This window comes from Veillonella parvula, from assembly GCF_032472435.1.
GTDB classification, from domain to species: domain Bacteria; phylum Bacillota; class Negativicutes; order Veillonellales; family Veillonellaceae; genus Veillonella; species Veillonella parvula_N.
In genome coordinates this window covers 295,817-315,005 of the sequence record NZ_JAWEGM010000001.1, presented here as the reverse complement: position 1 = coordinate 315,005, position 19,189 = coordinate 295,817, and the positions used below count along the sequence as shown (strand labels likewise).

At 36.6% G+C, this 19,189-nt stretch carries 18 protein-coding genes; 1 reads left to right on the top strand and 17 read right to left on the bottom strand.

The genetic code is table 11. The features are described 5' to 3' along the window. Positions 1-3: 3 nt before the first annotated feature. From radA to E7A03_RS01440, 5 genes are all read right to left on the bottom strand, one after another. Positions 4-1,377 (bottom strand): DNA repair protein RadA, encoded by a 1,374-nt coding sequence (gene radA, locus E7A03_RS01460; protein ID WP_278471622.1) that lies wholly within the window; start codon positions 1,375-1,377, stop codon positions 4-6. A 163-nt stretch (positions 1,378-1,540) separates the two neighbouring features. Beyond that, on the bottom strand, positions 1,541-3,988 hold the full coding sequence (locus tag E7A03_RS01455) for an ATP-dependent Clp protease ATP-binding subunit (protein WP_278621777.1): 2,448 nt from the start codon (positions 3,986-3,988) through the stop codon (positions 1,541-1,543). Between the two features lie 234 nt (positions 3,989-4,222). After that, on the bottom strand, positions 4,223-5,284 hold the full coding sequence (locus E7A03_RS01450; protein WP_123137906.1) for a protein arginine kinase: 1,062 nt from the start codon (positions 5,282-5,284) through the stop codon (positions 4,223-4,225). A gap of 9 nt (positions 5,285-5,293) precedes the next feature. Beyond that, positions 5,294-5,791, bottom strand: a complete 498-nt coding sequence (locus tag E7A03_RS01445; RefSeq protein ID WP_259343144.1) for a UvrB/UvrC motif-containing protein — start codon at positions 5,789-5,791, stop codon at positions 5,294-5,296. A 48-nt stretch (positions 5,792-5,839) separates the two neighbouring features. After that, on the bottom strand, positions 5,840-6,319 hold the full coding sequence (locus E7A03_RS01440; RefSeq protein WP_004696020.1) for a CtsR family transcriptional regulator: 480 nt from the start codon (positions 6,317-6,319) through the stop codon (positions 5,840-5,842). Positions 6,320-6,532: 213 nt separating this feature from the next. Here E7A03_RS01440 and E7A03_RS01435 point away from each other — a divergent pair, with 213 nt between their 5' ends. Then, entirely contained in the window at positions 6,533-7,039 is a 507-nt protein-coding gene (locus E7A03_RS01435; protein WP_004696023.1) for an S-adenosylmethionine decarboxylase family protein, read from the top strand. Positions 7,040-7,119: 80 nt separating this feature from the next. On the opposite strand, the gene E7A03_RS01430 is transcribed toward E7A03_RS01435, so the two are convergent. The 12 genes from E7A03_RS01430 to E7A03_RS01375 all read right to left on the bottom strand — a co-directional run bounded on the left by E7A03_RS01430 (position 7,120) and on the right by E7A03_RS01375 (position 19,189). Then, complete coding sequence (locus E7A03_RS01430; protein WP_004696024.1) at positions 7,120-7,803, bottom strand: HAD hydrolase-like protein; 684 nt, start codon at positions 7,801-7,803, stop codon at positions 7,120-7,122. A 1-nt stretch (position 7,804) separates the two neighbouring features. After that, positions 7,805-8,230 (bottom strand): Fe-S cluster assembly sulfur transfer protein SufU, encoded by a 426-nt coding sequence (gene sufU, locus E7A03_RS01425; RefSeq protein WP_004696027.1) that lies wholly within the window; start codon positions 8,228-8,230, stop codon positions 7,805-7,807. A 14-nt stretch (positions 8,231-8,244) separates the two neighbouring features. Then, positions 8,245-9,474 (bottom strand): SufS family cysteine desulfurase, encoded by a 1,230-nt coding sequence (locus E7A03_RS01420; RefSeq protein WP_004696029.1) that lies wholly within the window; start codon positions 9,472-9,474, stop codon positions 8,245-8,247. Positions 9,475-9,486: 12 nt separating this feature from the next. Beyond that, complete coding sequence (locus E7A03_RS01415) at positions 9,487-10,533, bottom strand: SufB/SufD family protein (RefSeq protein ID WP_004696032.1); 1,047 nt, start codon at positions 10,531-10,533, stop codon at positions 9,487-9,489. A gap of 9 nt (positions 10,534-10,542) precedes the next feature. After that, positions 10,543-11,952 (bottom strand): Fe-S cluster assembly protein SufB, encoded by a 1,410-nt coding sequence (gene sufB / locus E7A03_RS01410; protein WP_004696034.1) that lies wholly within the window; start codon positions 11,950-11,952, stop codon positions 10,543-10,545. Between the two features lie 8 nt (positions 11,953-11,960). After that, on the bottom strand, positions 11,961-12,704 hold the full coding sequence (gene sufC, locus E7A03_RS01405; protein ID WP_004696035.1) for a Fe-S cluster assembly ATPase SufC: 744 nt from the start codon (positions 12,702-12,704) through the stop codon (positions 11,961-11,963). Positions 12,705-12,998: 294 nt separating this feature from the next. After that, positions 12,999-14,255 carry a diaminopimelate decarboxylase family protein gene (locus tag E7A03_RS01400; protein ID WP_287509004.1) on the bottom strand — a complete coding sequence of 419 codons (1,257 nt, stop codon included), beginning with the start codon at positions 14,253-14,255 and terminating at the stop codon, positions 12,999-13,001. A 63-nt stretch (positions 14,256-14,318) separates the two neighbouring features. Next, positions 14,319-14,735: a DoxX family protein gene (locus E7A03_RS01395; RefSeq protein ID WP_004696040.1), complete on the bottom strand. Its 417-nt coding sequence runs from the start codon at positions 14,733-14,735 to the stop codon at positions 14,319-14,321. 332 nt (positions 14,736-15,067) lie between these two features. Further along, entirely contained in the window at positions 15,068-16,693 is a 1,626-nt protein-coding gene (groL, locus tag E7A03_RS01390; RefSeq protein ID WP_004696042.1) for a chaperonin GroEL, read from the bottom strand. 112 nt (positions 16,694-16,805) lie between these two features. Then, entirely contained in the window at positions 16,806-17,087 is a 282-nt protein-coding gene (groES, locus tag E7A03_RS01385; RefSeq protein WP_004696047.1) for a co-chaperone GroES, read from the bottom strand. Between the two features lie 131 nt (positions 17,088-17,218). Further along, on the bottom strand, positions 17,219-17,797 hold the full coding sequence (locus E7A03_RS01380; protein WP_012864453.1) for an ANTAR domain-containing response regulator: 579 nt from the start codon (positions 17,795-17,797) through the stop codon (positions 17,219-17,221). Further along, positions 17,798-19,189, bottom strand: coding sequence for a sensor histidine kinase (locus E7A03_RS01375; protein WP_316073602.1), 1,392 nt, complete (start codon positions 19,187-19,189; stop codon positions 17,798-17,800).

Below are 19,189 nucleotides of genomic sequence, written 5' to 3'. Positions count from 1 at the left end.
TAATTATGAAAATACGAGTTGCATCGCCTCTTGTATAGATTTGACGCCTCTAATTTTGATAGAACTATCATTGTCCTTGATTTGTTTATAGTTGCCTTCAGGAATAATAAACTTTTTAAAGCCTAATTTCTTGGCTTCATTTATACGCTGTTCAATGCGAGGAATACTGCGAACATTACCAGTTAAGCCTACTTCACCTAAAATTACCATATCTGTTGGAACGATTCGATTTTTCAGATTTGACACAATGGCAACCGCCATAGATAAATCACAAGCAGGTTCATTTACCTTGAGACCACCGATGACATTTACATACACGTCTTTATTGCCTAATGTAAAGCCACAGCGTTTTTCTAAGACTGCTAATAATACAATTAATCGGTTAAGATCATAACCAATCGCCGTACGTCTAGGCATACCAAAGGCCGTAGTAACGACCAAGCTTTGTACCTCTACTAAGATGGGCCGAACCCCTTCAAGGTAAATCATAACAGCACTGCCACTTTCTTCATCGGAACGCTCTGCCAAGAGAGAAGCAGATGGATTGGACAATTCCTGTAACCCTTCCTCTACCATGGCAAAAATGCCTGTTTCTGATGTAGAACCAAAACGGTTTTTAATGGACCGTAATATACGGAATTGATAAGAACGCTCCCCTTCAAAGTAAAGCACTACATCTACCATATGCTCTAACATACGAGGCCCTGCAATATTGCCTTCCTTTGTTACATGACCAATGATTACAGTAGGTATATTTCGTTCTTTACAGAAGCGAAGTAGGCGAGATGTGCATTCACGAACTTGACTAACACTGCCTGGCGCAGCATCTATATCTCCAGTATACATAGTTTGTATAGAGTCAATGACTAGTAAGGAAGGAGTCATTGCTTCAGCTTGCTCCAATATATGATCTAGATCAGTATCTGCAATAACTTGTAACCGTTCACTATTAATATGCAGTCGTTCTGCTCTAAGTTTAAGTTGTAACTGAGACTCTTCACCAGATGCATAAAGAACTGCTCCTACTGTATCGGCTACCTTCTGAGATACTTGTAGTAACAGAGTAGATTTACCAATACCAGGATCACCACCTAAAAGCATTAGAGCACCAGGCACTATGCCACCACCTAATACACGATCAATTTCACCAAAGGTTGTAGATACGCGTGCAATAGAAGAAATTTCGATATCTGGCAAGGCGGTAGGCTTCGCCGTTTGATTTCCAACACCTCGAGAAGGTGTTCGACTATGTTTAGTTTCTTTAATTATTTCTTCAACTAATGTATTCCATTCTCCACATTGTGGGCAACGGCCCATCCACTTAGAGGATTCAGCCCCACAATTTTGACAAAAGAATACAGATTTTGCTTTTGCCATAACACCTCAATACATTTAAAAAGAAAGGTCATGAATGATAACCATTCATGACCTTTTATGCATAATTTTACTACATGGTTAACTATCATCATTCTATAGTATACCATTTAACTTATATTTTTTATATGAAAGGTAGTCATCAACTGTATAATTTGTATTTTTATCATATTGATACAACAAGATCGTTATCCTTTGCATCTGCATTAATAATTTTGCCTTCTTTTGCATCTCCTTTCAAAATAAGATCGGACACTGGGTCCTCAATTAAACGTTGAATAGCACGTTTTAATGGTCGAGCCCCCATTGTGAAATCAGAGCCCTCCTTAATAAGTAATTGCATAGCCTCAGGAGAGATTTCTAATTGTAAATCACGCTCTTCAAGGCGTTTTGTAACATCACTCATCAAGATAGTTACAATTTCTTTTAAGTCCTCTTCTGTTAATGGATGGAATACAATCATTTCATCGATACGGTTTAAAAACTCAGGTCTAAAATGACGTTTCACCGCATCCATTACCGATTTCTTAGCCTCTTTAAAATCAATTCCTTTATTTTCATCTACATTAGAATCAGACTTTTTAGCTGCTAAGAAACCAAGTTCTGGCGAGTTCTTATGTAAAGCTTTAGCACCTAAGTTACTTGTCATGATAATAACTGTATTTCTGAAATCAACAGTTCTACCTTGGCTATCAGTAAGACGACCATCATCAAGAACTTGTAACAAGATATTAAAGAAATCTGCATGTGCTTTCTCTACTTCATCGAGGAGAATAACGCTATATGGTTTACGACGTACCGCATCTGTTAATTGGCCACCTTCTTCATAGCCTACATAACCTGGAGGGGCACCGACTAAGCGAGACACAGTATGTTTTTCCATATATTCAGACATATCAAGTCGAATCATAGCAGATTCATCGCCAAACAAGGAGGATGCAAGCGCTCTTGCTAGCTCAGTTTTCCCTACACCAGTTGGCCCAAGGAACAAGAATGAACCAATAGGACGTTTTGGGTCTTTTAATCCAGCCCTTGCACGGCGTACAGCTTTAGCTACAGCAGTAACAGCCTCATCTTGACCTACTACGCGTTTATGAAGTTCTTCTTCCAAATGTAGTAAGGTTGCAGACTCTTCTTCTGCAATTTTAGCCACTGGAATGCCTGTCCATTGCGCTACTACAGCAGCTATGTCTTCTTCTGTTACTATTAATTTTTGATCGCTTTTTTCTTTAGCGATAGATTTTTTATCACCAATTTCTTTTAATAGTGATTGTTCTTCATCGCGAAGCTCTGCAGCCTTTTCGAAATCTTGAGACGTAACAGCAGCTTCTTTTTCTTTCTTAACTGTATTGAGGCGATCCTCTAATGCTTTAACATCAGGTGCTGCAGAAAATACTTTCATACGAACCTTAGATGCAGCTTCATCGACTACATCGATAGCCTTATCAGGCAAGAATCGATCTGTAATATATCGGCTAGATAAAGATACAGCTGCTGTTAATGCCTCATCTGTAATCTTAGCCTTATGGAAAGCTTCATACCGATCTCTTAATCCCTTTAAAATTTCAAGAGCATCCTCTTCGTTAGGCTCTCCTACTTGAACGGGTTGAAAACGACGCTCTAAAGCAGCATCTTTTTCTATATGTTTCTTATATTCATCAAGTGTTGTGGCACCGATAACTTGGAATTCACCTCGTGCTAAAGCAGGTTTTAAGATATTAGCTGCATCCATAGCCCCTTCAGTAGCACCTGCCCCAACCAATGTATGAATTTCATCTATAAAGATAATCATATCATCATGTTGTTGTACTTCATCAATGGCTTTTTTCAACCGTTCTTCAAATTCACCACGGTACTTGGCACCCGCTAACATAGAACCAATACTAAGAGAAATAATGCGTTTATTACGTAAAATCTCCGGTACATTACCAGTCACAATACGCTGTGCCAAGCCTTCGGCAATAGCTGTTTTACCTACACCTGGTTCACCAATAAGAACAGGATTATTTTTAGTTCTACGGCTGAGAATTTGAATGACTCGTTGAATCTCCGTATCGCGGCCAATAACAGGATCAATCTTACCTTGTTTAGCAGACTCATTAAGATCAGTTGCAAAATCTGACAGCTCACCTAAATCATTATTGCTATTTATTCCCTCTTGACCACCATTGTTGCTACCTTTATTCGAGCCAAGAATACTACGAATTGCTTCTACTACGTCATTACTACGTATATTCATAGCTCGTAAAATAGCAACTGCAACACCGCTACCATCGCTAAGTAGGCCCAATAGAATATGCTCAGTACCAACGTAATTGTGATTCATTTGATTTGCTACTTGAATGGCAAGCTCAAGTACATGTTTAACGCGAGGTGTCATATATATTGACGTTGCCTTTTTATTACCACGTCCTACATGTTCTTCTACAGCTTCAAAAATATCTTCTGTAACAAGGCCAAGCTCTTCTAAAGCTTTAGCTGCTACACCATTTTTAACCTTTGTAAGGCCGATGAGTACGTGTTCAGTACCGACATAGTCATGTCCTAACTCCAAAGCAGCCTCTTGAGCTAACGAAAGAACACGCTGTGCATCGTCTGTAAACCGTTGCATCATAATATCACCTCAGCTATCTATGTAAATTGTAATTATTTCTTTTCAAATATATATAAACAATGGTGAAATAACTATTGGAATATTAAAAATATTATTAGACTCTATTAATCTATTATGCTATCTAGTATTAATATTTACTATTTTTTACAAATCTCTTAACAGTAAACTAAGAAAATTATATAAATCAATCTAGACAAAATAAATAATCATGCATTAATTATTTATGTACTTATATTAATTTGAAAGTTTTTGACGTATCACCTTTGCACGATAGCTGTCGCGATCGGTATCTGTCAAATTTTCACTACCTAAGTATTTAGAGAGGAAGTTTGGTCTAGTTATAGCAACAAGCTCATTAAAAGTATCTTTACCCCAGAATGGTAATATTTCTAAATCTACACCTAATTGAATGTCACTAAGCTTACTAAGTGCCTCTTTACCGCTTACACGTCGTGCATATTGTAAAATTCCATAGGATCGCCAAAGTATATCTTCCAAACCTTCTTTATCGTTGTGTAATAAAGATTGCCGAGACTTTCGTTCTTCTGCAATAATTCCTTCTACAATTTTAATTAATTGCTCAATAGTTGCTTCTTCACTAATACCCATCGTTCGTTGATTAGAAATCTGGTAAATACAACCTAAAGCTTCGGAACCTTCCCCATACAACCCTCGTACAGAGTAACCTAATTGTATTATGTTACGAATGAGTCTCGTAATACGACCAGATAAAGTCAATGCGGGTAAATGTAACATAACAGAGGCTCGTAAACCTGTACCCACATTAGTGGGGCAAGCAGTTAAATAACCAAATCGCTCATCAAAGGCATAAGGGTATTTTGCTTCGATAGCTTTATCAATTTGAACCGCATGATTATAAGCTTGTTGCAATTTAAGTCCTGGAGCCATCGATTGAATACGTAAATGATCTTCTTCATTTACCATAATTGCGATAGAAGCATCATCAGATACGATCAAATTACGATACGGTAATTGTTCCTCTAAAGCAGGACTCATTAAATGCTTTTCAACTAAGACAGCACGTTCACGTTGACTTAATTGCTCAAGGCTAATATTTGTATATTGGTGCTCATCAGCCTTTTTTAATATTGGCAATAGGCCTCGAGAGATTGTATTCACTTTTTCTAAGGAAACTGTATCTTCACGATTCGTAAACAATATATCATCAAAATTTCTCGCCAATCGTATACGGCTTGAAATTACAATGTGGTCTGTCGCCTCTGTATCCTGACACAGCCACTGACTTAGCGGAGAGTCCAATATAGTATCTAACATAAGAACCTCCTATTCGTTATCACCATCAATGATAACTTCTAGATTTTTAATTTTATCTCTCAAAATTGCGGCTTCTTCAAAGTTTTCAGCTTGAATAGCTGTATCTAATTGACGGCGCAATTGCTTTACTTCATACTTTGCTTTAAATACATTAGTACCACGACTAGGTATAGTCCCTTCATACTCAGAACTACCTTGTATTCGTTCTAATAATGGATTTATTTCACTATTAAAAGTCTCATAACATTGACCACAGCCAAACTTACCTACCCGATTGAATTCATCATAAGTAATACCACACTGAGGGCATCTCTTAGATTGATGAGCTTTTAATAAGTTATCTGGATACACCATATTCTTAAAAAAATCATTAGTAAAAAAGTTATTATCCCACATATCATTCATAAAAGAACTATAAGGAGATAATTTCCCAGCTTGTTGTAACTCGGTGGCACAAGCACTGCAAAGATGTTGTTCAGTCTTTTGATTATTTATGATATTAGTCATATGGATAGTAGCTTCATTTTTATGGCAATGATCACATAACACAAATCATCACTCCTTTCGTAAAGTGTCTACCATTGATGCATATAATTGACGAACAGCATCATTACGTTCTTCTACGTCTACATTTTCAATTAATGTAGCAAAAGAATTATGCATCAATTGAGCTTCACGACGGGTAATTTTTTCAGATTGTAATAATTGAAATAATGATTGATCTACATCTCGCATATCAATTAATCGTTCTACCGTATTTGGACCTTCATAAATCCGATAAGTTGTAACAGCAGGTAAAGAATCTGAACTTTCTGGGTTAATTTTTTTGATTCGAATATATCCACCCAAGCCACGTCTTGACTCAACATCAAAACCGCGCTCATTAGAAAAACGCGTACTTAATACGTAACTAATTTGGGATGGCGCACAATCTAATTCATCAGCCAATTCATTACGCTTTAAAATTAGCTTTTCTTGTTCTTCACGCATACGGTCTAATATAAATTTTTCTATTTTATCAGCTATCATACTCATAAAAAACACCCCTTTAAAGTTTATTTACTATAGTTTTGACTATTTGTTCTTTAGCATAACTCTATTATATTTGACTTTTTGACCTTAGTCAATATAAAAGTCAAATTTCATAAAAATAACGTTTGACTTTTAATGTATTCTCATATAATTGGACTTAATCCTTAAATCTATGTATAATAAATGAGATATTATTTTCTGAAGGAAGGTGTTGTTATGGCAGAAGCATTAGGACAAGAACTGTTAATTGATTTATATTCCTGCGATGAAGACGCAATTTCATCCGCTACAGCTGTACAGGAAAGTGTAGCAACCGCATTTGACTTAGCTGAACTTGATGTAGATGAAATCAGTTGTCAGGTTATGGACGAGGAAATTGCCCTCCTTTCTGTCGCACCAGGTTTTCACTTTACATTGCACACATATCCTGCACTTGGTTATGTAGCAGTTGATTTGTATTCCTTCGAGCAAACATTACCACTTACATTAATTATGAAAGCCTTACGTAAATCTTTTAGAGCTGAAAAAGTAAAGGCAACAAGTGTGCAACGTGGCGACTTTGGTAACGAACGTGATATGAAGCCACGTCGCAAAACTAAAATTACTACACTTGGTCGTGTTTCTCGTACACGTATCCAACTCAAACAAACAGGGGGCAAGTTGAAAAAACAAAGTGCTAAGGTTATCAAAACATTAGCTAAAAAGAGTGGCCTAAAAAAATAACATAAAATGAAGATGCAAAAAAGCTAGAGGATTTCCTCTAGCTTTTTATTTGGGTTGATATGTAATTCTACTTATATAGCTTATCTACGAACCATCATTTCTTCAAGATTGAGAACATCAGCAATTTCATCAACATCATCACAGATATATTCAGCATCCGCTTCTTTTAACTCAGCTTCCGTACCGTAACCATAGGTAACACCGATGGAGATACAGCCAAGTTCATTAGCTGCCTCTACATCATACTTACGATCGCCTACCATAAAGGCCAATCGACGACCATTTTCATCAGTTAATGGGTTACCACATAGCGTGAGAGCTTTTTTAAGAATTTCTTTTTTGTGTAACAATCCCGCTTCGTAATTAGCACCAACAATAACATCAAAGTATGGTGTCAATTCAAAGTGATCAAGAATATCTTTAGCATAATGTTCTGGTTTTGCAGTAGCTACAGCTATAGTATATTGTTCAGTTTTGCATTTAGCCAATAAGTCTACAATATTCGGATATACTTTATTTTCAAATTTACCGATGGTACCATAACGTTCACGGAATTTAAAGTATGTTTCTTCCGCTTGCTCAAAGGTCAAACCACAATGTTCTTGGAAAGCATCTACCAATGGTGGTCCTAAGAACAATTGTAATGTTTCTTCATCAGGTACAGTATAACCGAAATGTTCCAATGCAAATTTAATGCTTTTAAGAATACCTTCTTGAGAGTCAGTTAAGGTTCCATCTAAATCAAATAATATCGTTTTCTTCATATTATTTCTTTAAAGCCTCTTTCAATGTATGCCATGCAAGAACTGCACATTTTACACGTGCTGGCATATTAGAAATATTTTGTAGAGCCATAGCATCTTCTAATTCTTCTAACTCATTTTCATCGGTAATCTCTTTTTTAATCATACCCAAGAAAATTTCTACTAAACGAAGCGCTTCCTCAACAGATTTGCCCTTAATGATATCAATCATCATAGATGCAGATGCTTGGCTAATAGCACAGCCAGAACCTGTATATGCAGCATCTTTAATGATACCATCTACTACATTGAGTTGTAATGTTAGATCATCACCACAACTAGGGTTATGTCCATGTTCAGAATTTGTAAATTCAGATAATTCATGCTTATTACGTTTATCTTGGTTATGTTCCAAAATAAGTTCCGTATATAATTGATCCATTTCCATTAGTGGTAAATCTCCTAATCTTTAAAACCCATTACTGAACGAACAGTCTTTAATACTTCAAGGAATGCGTCTAAATCTTCCTTGCGAGTGTATAAGTACATACTTAAACGAGTAGATGCAGATACATTGTAGAACGCACCTAATGGTTGTGCACAATGGTGACCGGAACGAACGCAGATTCCCTTAGAATCCAAAATTGTAGCTACGTCATGAGGATGTACATCATCTACAGTGAACGCAATAACGCCATGTTTTTCCTTAGGATTTTGAGAACCAATAACATGGACATGTGGCAATTCAACAATCTTAGGAAGAATATAAGCTACTAACTCCTCTTCATAGGCTTCTATAGCATCCATTCCAAAGGATTCCAAATAATCAATAGCTGCGTGCAAGGAAACGGCACCATCAGCATTTGGAGTACCTGCCTCAAACTTATATGGAAGCTCATTGAATGTAGCAGTTTGCTCTTTTACATACTCAATCATATCGCCACCCAATAGGAATGGAGGCATAGTTTCTAATAAATCACGTTTACCGTATAGTACACCAATCCCTTGAGATGCACACATTTTATGGCCAGAGAATACGAAGAAATCGCAATCCAATGCTTGTACGTCAATTTTTTTATGAGGTGTAGATTGAGCACCGTCTAGAACAACAATAGCACCTACAGAGTGAGCCTTCTCAGTTAATTCTTTTACTGGGAATTCCATACCAAGCACGTTACTAACATGAGCGAAAGCAACAATTTTAGTCTTTTCATCAATTTTATTGATTTCACCATCTTTTAAGTGCCCATGTTCATCAAGATACATGTATTCTAAGGTTGCCCCCGTCTGTTCTGCCACATATTGCCATGTTACAAGATTCGCATGATGTTCAGCAACAGTAATGACAATCTTGTCACCTTTTTTCACATTATGAAGGCCATAGCTGTGGGCAATCAAGTTCATTGACTCCGTACTATTACGTGTAAATATAACCTCTTCTCGTTCGCGAGCATTGATAAATTCAACTACGCGATCCCGTGCATTTTCATAGTCTTCAGATGCTTCAATGGCTAAAATATGAGAACCACGATGTGGGTTACCATTACGTTGTGTCATATGTTCCACAACACGGTCAATTACGGACTGTGGAATTTGAGCAGTAGCACCGCTATCTAAATAGATAACACGATGCCCATTATGCTCTTTATGTAATATAGGAAAGTCTTTGTATGCTTCTGCAATTGGTCTCATAAAAACGCCTCTTTAAATTTTATTACGTACAGCTGCTAACGCTGCTTCTTCAATCGTTTCATCACCAATGCGATCAATAATAGGTCGAATCATAGATTCAACAATGATATGTTTTGCCTCTACCTCACTAAAGCCACGGCTCATGATATAGAACAATTTATTATGATCAATTTGGCCTGCACTTGCTGCATGATTACCAACTACATTATCTTCTTTACACAATAAAAGTGGTAACGAAACAGATTTTACAGTTGGATCTAACAATAAGCAAGTATCTTCTTCCGCACCTTCAGAAGCTGTTGCTCCATTAAGGAAATCAAGGGTCCCTCTGAAGGATTTTTTAGAATTGCCACTAAGAGCACCTAAGGTATGAATATCACTAAATGATTTTTTACCACCATGACTCATAACCATAGAAATATCAAATTTTTGTTCTTTATTACCAAGATAAGCAATGTCATGAACCATACGGGATTCTTGACCTACTAAATCATGATAGTAATTCAAGATGTTTTCACTGCCACCAATTTCAATATTGATGTATTCTACATCTGCTTTTTCTTCTAATTTAGTGTATCGATGCTCGATATGTTGTACATGTTCAGGCAAAAGATTTACCTTTTTTACTACAACCTTACCAGCTTCTTTCACATCGTATTCGTTTAAATAGCTAACATTTGTCAATGCATCGCCAGAACCAGTTACATAGAATTGTACTTCTAGCTCAGCACCTTCACCAACGATAAATTGGAAACGGTTTGCCACACGAGCATTAGCATCAATGCGGATGCCTACAACTTCTTTCGCCTTAGGAGGCACATTGATAGCATAGCCTTCCGCTTTTTCAACTAATACATGAACAGCTTCTTTATTAGCACCTTCATAATTACCATCTAGTAATGCTGTACCAACAGGTAATGGTGAAAGTATATCTTTATTAGCTTCCACAGCGATGGATTGTACCGCTGTATCTTCTCCAGCTAGAGAGCTTACAGTATGATTAACGCGCAACCATCTGAATGTCGGTCTAGGGAGTTCATTAAATAGTAATTCGCTCATAATTCCTCCTTAACCGATAGAACCTTCTAATTCAAGATTGATTAGATTGTTCATTTCTACTGCATATTCAAGTGGCAATTCTTTAGAGATTGGCTCTACGAAGCCACGAACGAGCATCGCACGAGCTTCTTCTTCACTAATACCACGAGTCATAAGATAGAAAATTGCCTCGTCAGAAATACGACCGATTTTAGCTTCATGACCTAAATCCACATTGTCATTTTCTACGATAATAGCTGGGATTGTATCAGATTGAGACTCAGCATCAAGCATCAAGGATTCACAAGAAACGGTTGCTTTAGAATGTTCAGCTTTAGGGCCAATCTTCAAAAGGCCACGATAAATTGCAGCGCCACCGGATTTAGAAATGGATTTAGAGTTTACATTACTTGTTGTATATGGTGCATTATGTACCACTTTACAACCTGTATCGAGGAATTGTCCTTCACCAGCGAATGTTACACCTGTAAATTCAGCATGTGCACCTTCACCGTTGAGAATACTCATTGGGTACAAACAAGAAACTTTGGAACCAAAGGAACCAGATACCCACTCGATTGTACCATTTTTACCTACAACACAACGTTTTGTGTTAAGGTTGTACATGTTTTTAGACCAGTTTTCAATTGTAGAATAACGCAATGTAGCATTATCTTTAACGAACAGTTCAACAGCGCCTGCATGAAGGTTAGACACATCATACTTAGGAGCAGAACAACCTTCGATAAAGTGCAATTTAGCCCCTTCTTCTACGATAATCATCGTATGTTCGAACTGACCAGCACCTGGTGCATTCAAACGGAAGTAAGATTGCAATGGAATCTCTACTTGTACACCTGCAGGAACGTATACGAAGGAACCACCAGACCAAACGGCACCGTGAAGAGCAGCCCATTTATGGTCTGTAGGTGGAATTAATGTCATCCAGTATTTTTTTACGATTTCTTCATGTTCATGTAATGCTGTTTCGATATCAGTATAGATAACACCTTGCTTAACAAGATCTTCTTGAATACTGTGGTAAACAACTTCAGAATCATATTGAGCACCAACACCAGCTAGAGATGTTTTTTCTGCTTCTGGAATACCTAAGCGGTCAAAAGTACTTTTAATTTCTTCTGGAACTTCATCCCAGTTTTCTTTCATATCTACTTTAGGCTTAACATATGTATGAATATTTGCCATATCTAAGCCCGAGATATCAGGAATCCAATTCGGAATGCCCATGCGATTATAGATTTCCAAAGACTTTAAACGGAAATCGAGCATCCATTCTGGTTCATTTTTATTAGACCAAATCTCACGGATAATATCTTCTGTTAAACCGGCATCAGAGATATAAGAATATTCAAATTCGTTCTTTATATCATAGACGCCACGGTCCATATCCGCGACTTGGGTTTTCTTTCTTTCTTCCATTATGCCTCCTATGCTAATGCTTTGTATGCGTCATAACCTTTTTCTTCGATTTCACGTACAAGAGAAGCATCACCAGTTTTAACAATCTTGCCATTGATCAACACATGAACATAGTCTGGTTTTAGTTTTTGCAAGATTTGGTTATGATGAGTAATAATTAATACAGCATTTTCTTCGTTATGGAAACGTTGTACACCTTCAGATACGATACGAACCGCATCTACGTCAAGGCCAGAATCAGTTTCATCAAGAATAGCCAATTTAGGATTCAAAATAGACATTTGAAGAATTTCATTCTTCTTGCGTTCACCACCAGAGAAGCCTTCATTTACATAACGTTGCGCATAAGATAAATCAAAGGACAATTCATCCATTTTTTCTTTCAATTCTTTTTTGAAAGATAATGCACGTACATTTTCACCAGTAATTGTGGATTTAGCTGTACGAATGAAGTTTTCTACAGTAATACCAGGAATAGAAATTGGATTTTGGAAGGACATAAAAATACCCGCTTTTGCACGATCATTTACTGCATCTTCCGTAATATCCTTACCATCAAAAATGATAGAACCACTATCTACTGTATATGTAGAGTTACCCATGATTGCATTAGCAAGTGTAGATTTACCAGCACCATTTGTCCCCATCACAACATGAATTTCACCTTTATTAATTGTTAAATCAATACCTTTCAAGATTTGTTTCTCTTCAACAGATACCTTTAAATCTTTTATCTGAAGTAATTCAGCCAAAATGTTCACTCCTTTTATTTGTATGTAACCATAAGAAACATACACTCGTTATATATAAAACGTATATACTGACACATATAAAAAGGCGGTACGCACTAACGTGAATACCGCCGTAATTCTCGCCAACTTAGCAAGTATGTGCATAACAATCTACACTCATTATACATTCTTATCTAAATGATAGCAAGATATTCCTACTAAAATATACAGGAATTAAAAGAATATCAAGTATTACATATATTGATAGGTTTCTATTAATATTAATTCTCATCCTATTCGATTCTCAATATTAAATTATAGGTTTGAAAAATCAAGAGTTCCAAATAAATCATCATATGTTTCAGCACGACGAATTTGTGTAACAGAGCCATCTTTATGTAGCAATAACTCTGCAGAACGTAATTTACCATTATAATTGAAACCCATAGAATGTCCATGTGCACCAGCATCGTGAATGATGACACGATCTCCAATATCAATTTTTGGCAGCTCTCGTTGAATAGCAAATTTATCATTATTTTCACATAAGGAGCCTGTTACATCATATACATGATCCTTGGGAGCATTTTCTTTCCCCATTACGGTAATGTGATGATAAGAGCCATACAACGCCGGGCGCATAAGATTTGCCATACAAGCATCTAAACCGATGTAATGACGATAAATATCTTTTTTATGAATAGCAGTAGAAACAAGGTAACCAAATGGACCTGTTACCATACGCCCACATTCATAAGCCAATGCTACATCATTAAGTCCATTAGCTACTAAAATCCGATTATACGCTTCTTCTACACCCTTGCTTAATACGCGGAAGTCTACTGGTGTTTGTTCTGGTTTATAAGCTACACCTACACCTCCACCTAAATCAATAAATTCAACAGTGATACCAAGTTCTTTTTTAATATCTACAGCAAGATTAAAGCAAAGCTCTGCTGTACCAACTAAACCGTCAATATCAAGTTCGTTAGAAACAACCATTGTATGAATACCAAAGTGTTTTACACCTTTAGCTTGTAATTGTTTGTACGCTTCAAATATTTGTTCGCGTGTCATACCATATTTAGCTTCTTCAGGAAGGCCAATAATTGTATTGCCCCCTTCTTTTAAAGAACCCGGATTATAACGCACGCAGAATGTATCTGGCAAAGAGCCGTGATTTTTTTCTAAATATTCTATATGCGTAATATCATCAAGATTGATGATTGCACCCATTTCAAGTGCTTTTTTATACTCCACATATGGTGTGTCATTAGATGTGAACATAATATCATGTCCAGTAATACCCACCTTTTCACATAAAATTAATTCCGCTAAGGAAGAGCAATCTGCACCAACTCCAAGTTTTTGTAATAAACGCATGATATATGGATTTGGAGTTGCTTTAACTGCAAAATATTGCTTGAATCCCTTATTCCAAGAGAATGCATTGATGAAAGATTTCATATTCTCAATAATTCCTTCTTCATCATAAATATGGAATGGAGTTGGATACTGAGCAATAATATTTTCTAATTGTTCTGACGTGAATGGAACTGTTTTTTTGTTCATGATAACCTTTCTACATAAATAAAAGACTCATCAGCCGATGAGTCTTTTATTCTAATTCCCTAATTATTTAAATAAAGCTTTATCTAAACTAAAGCGACCAGCACCAGCAAAGAATAACATAAGTGCACCAAAGCCTAATTGAGATGGGTAGTCCCAGCTAAAGAAACTACCATTCAAACTCACAATAGTCGCAGTTGCTAAAGTACCTACAACTAGAATAGCACCAATACGTGTAAATAATCCTACTGCAATAAGAATACCACCAATCATTTCTGCAAGTGCTGCCATAGTGCCTAGCATCTCATAACCACCGGATACACCTAAAGGTGCCAACATAGTCCCTACTTTGTAGAGCCCTTCAGCTCCGCTAAGCCATTTTAAATAACCATGATAAAACATGGAAATGCCCAATGCAAGGCGATAAATCAATAAGCCAAAGTTTACATAATTAGGTTTACTTTTAAAAATAAAGTTCAACATAGTGATCCTTCTTTCAATTCAAATATAACAAATCGAATAAATTCGATACATTAATTATACTATTAGAGAATAACTATGTCAATAAGACTCACTATTAAATTCTATAGAATTATAACATACATTGTATACAAAATCAATTTTATCGATGTAATCAACATAATATAGTCAGCTTAAATACAATCATAGTTTTTTTGAAATTTGAAATTTAAAATATTACACCCTTACAATAGATTAATTTATCAATAAAAAATAATCCTAATGAATATGAAAAATGTAATTCACAATTCATTAGGATTATTATGTTTCTTATAAAATTAATTCTAAGCAGCTGATTACATCATACCGCCCATACCACCCATTGGAGGCATTGCAGGAACTGCTGCATTTTCATCTACCTTATCAGCTACGATTGTTTCAGTAGTTAATACAAGAGATGCAATAGATGCGGCATTTTGAAGGGCAGAACGAGTAACTTTTGCAGGATCAACAATACCAGCTTTAACCATATCGATGTATTCTTCAGTCAAGGCATTGAAACCTACACCAGCTTCAGTATTTTTAACTTTTTCTACTACTACAGAACCTTCGAGACCTGCGTTGTATGCGATTTGACGAAGTGGTTCTTCTACAGCGCGTTTTACAAGGTTAATACCAGTTTGAACGTCACCAGTAGCTTCCAATGTATTCAATGCAGGGATGATATCGATGAATGTAGTACCACCACCAGCTACAATACCTTCTTCAACAGCTGCACGAGTTGCATTCAATGCATCTTCAATGCGAAGTTTCTTATCTTTCATTTCAACTTCTGTAGCAGCACCTACTTCGATAACTGCAACACCACCGGACAATTTAGCTAGACGTTCTTGTAATTTTTCACGGTCGAAATCAGAAGATGTTTCTTCAACTTGTGCACGGATTTGGTTAACGCGTTTAGCAATTACATCTTTATCACCTGCGCCATCGATGATTGTAGTTTCATCTTTAGTGATGCGAACTTGACGAGCTGTACCAAGATCTTCAAGCTCTACAGAATCAAGCTTACGACCCATATCTTCAGTAATAACAGTACCGCCTGTTAAGATAGCGATATCTTCAAGCATAGCTTTGCGACGATCACCGAAGCCAGGAGCTTTAACGGCTACAGCTTTAAATGTACCACGTAAACGGTTTACTACTAATGTAGCCAATGCTTCCCCTTCTACATCTTCAGCGATAATAAGAAGTTCTTTGCCTACTTTTACTACTTTTTCAAGTGTTGGCAACATATCTGCGATGGCACTGATTTTACGATCAGTGATCAAGATATATGGGTTATCCATAACAGCTTCCATACGATCAGGGTCAGTTACCATATAAGGGGAAATATAACCACGATCAAATTGCATACCTTCTACTACATTTAATGCAGTTTGCAAACCTTTGGATTCTTCAACAGTAATAACACCGTCATTACCAACCTTTTCCATAGCTTCAGCAATTAAACCACCGATTTCTTCGTCAGCAGCGGATACGCTTGCAACTTGAGCAATTTCAGCTTTACCAGAAACTTTGATAGAGCGTTTTTTAATTTCTTCAACCAAAGTTTTTACTGCTGTTTCAATGCCTTTTTTCAAAATCATTGGGTTTGCACCGGCTGCTACATTGCGCATACCTTCTTGAATCATAGCTTGCGCCAATACTGTTGCGGTAGTAGTACCATCACCTGCTACGTCGTTAGTTTTAGTAGCAACTTCTTTTACTAATTGAGCACCCATGTTTTCAAATGGATCTGGAAGTTCAATATCGCGAGCAATGGTTACACCATCATTTGTAATTGTTGGGGAACCAAATTTTTTATCCAACACAACATTACGACCTTTTGGACCTAATGTAACTTTTACAGCATTTGCTAATTGATCGACGCCACGGCCTAAAGCGCGACGAGCTTCTTCATTAAACAAGATTTCTTTTGCCATATGTATTACCTCCTAAATAGTAACACTATCCAATGTAACGAAATATATGTGCCTTTAGGCAATATAGAATGTATCATCAGTTTTTATAGTCATATAGACTATAAATCAGCGATTATAATACTGCTAAAATATCGCGTTCGCTAATAATCAAATGAGTAGCGCCATCGATTTCTAATTCGCTACCAGCATATTTTGCAAACATAACAGTGTCGCCAACTTTAACTTCTGGAGCTACACGTTGACCATTGTCATATACTTTACCAGCACCTACAGCTACAACTACACCTTCTTGAGGCTTTTCTTTAGCTGTATCAGGAAGGAAGATACCACTTTTAGTTTTTTCTTCTTTTGCTTCTAGACGGATAAGAACGCGGTCAGCTAATGGTTTTAACATATAATGTCACTCCTTTTTAATAGTTAATCTCCATAATTTATTAGCACTCTAACTCATTGAGTGCTAATCACAAGTATTATTATAACCGAAGTTAAAATAATTGCAAGTACTAATTTTGATTTTTTGACTTTTTAGATGTTATTTGACTTATTAGACTGTTTAATAATGAGATTACATGTTTCTATAATAGATATTTGTTTATTCATACTTAAGGTGCGAATGCGATTATACGCTTCCGCTTCAGATATAGAATATAGTTCCATTAATATACCAGTTCCCTTTTGAATGATTTTACGATCTTCTAATGACTGTTCTAGCTCAGCCATCTTTTCGCGCAACTGAGCATCACTTTTATAGCGGCCTAAAGCCATCTCTAAGGAAGGAACTAACTGCTCCTCCCGTACTGGTTTAATTAAATAGCCATATACACCAGAATCTCGAGCCTTATCGATTAAATCTTGCTGGCTATAACTTGTTAATAATACTACAGGTGCTTCATGGTGAAAGCCAATTTGACGTGCCGCCTCAATACCATCTAATTCTGGCATTTTAACATCCATCAATATAATATCTGGCTTATGTTTTTTACAAAGTTCTAAAGCTTCAACACCATTTGTACCTTCTGCAACGACTTCATGACCACAAGACTCAATAATATCCCGTAAGTCCATACGTATTAGAGATTCATCATCCACGATTAAAACGCGCATTTATGCCTCCTTCTTCATATGTATCGTCACCAATACACCTGTACCAGTATTTTCTATGGATAAACTACCTTTCAACTCGTGGGCAACTAAATTATTAATAATAGTTAGACCTAAACGTTTATTAGATGTGAAAGAAAAATTGCTAGGCAATCCTTTACCATTATCCCAAAAGATTAGTTCGATACTCCCGTTTATATCCGTTACAGTCAAATGAATTTGACCATTTCTACCGTCTAACCCATGTTCTAAGCTATTCGTAATCAACTCATTAATAATAAGAGATACATAACTTGCCATATGAGAGGAGATTAATATGTCTTCGCCACTGTAAGTAAAAGTAACCTCTTGGTCTTGTCGCACCATACTCATACGCAACAATCGACATAATTCATCGTAAATCGATCGTATACCGATATAATCCTCATCGTAATGAGATACTATATCGTGAACTAGAGCCATACTCTCGATGCGATTAATTCCCTCTTGGAGTGCTTGTTTTACCTCTGGCAAGCTAGAGCGTCTCGCCTCCATGCGCAATAAACCTGCTACTGTTTGTAAGTTATTTTTTACACGGTGATGAACCTCTTTGATAATGGAATTTTTAACTAATAATTCTTGTTGCTGTTTACTTTCACGAGTACAATCATGAAGAACTAAAAAGCACCTCGTTTCATTGCGCCCCATAGCAATAGGAATCATATGCTGACGAATTACCATATCTTGATAGATTTCTTCATTTGTAAGTATATTTCTATCTGATAATACCTGCTGTATAGCGGACATCTTTAAGGTACTGCTAAAAATTGATGAACCAACCAAGCGACGGTCAAAGCCTAATATATCTACTAACTTCATAGCTGCATCGTTAGCATACAGTATTTTATAAGTGTCGTCGAAAATAATTAAACCATCAAAATAGGACATGGGTTCGTAAGACAATATTTGTTCATCAGTAGCTGTCAGCATAAGACGTTGCATCGTATCAGACAAAACGTATTCTTGCTCATATTGTTCTGCCTTAATAGATGGTGATACTGTAAAAGATATCCCCCCAATAATACGACCTCCGTTGTCTACGATAGGAAAGACATGTTGACGCTGCTCGTCATCTAACCCGATAAGTGGCTGACCATCTTTCATCATAGTATGCCACGTATGACTGCCTTTTAATTGACGTGTAGTAATCCCTTGATCACTGCGTTCTATGCATAGCATATCTGCACATTGTTGTGATCTCTCACCTTGTCCTGTCTCTAGTAGGGGTGTAAAAATCTGTATCCTTTGACGAGTTAAAGACTCGCCAAAGGATATGAGTTTACTAATATGCTCAAGTAATGAGGTTTGTAATGGTCCTAATGGTGTTCTATTTAAAATATCTTGACCAATATCCAC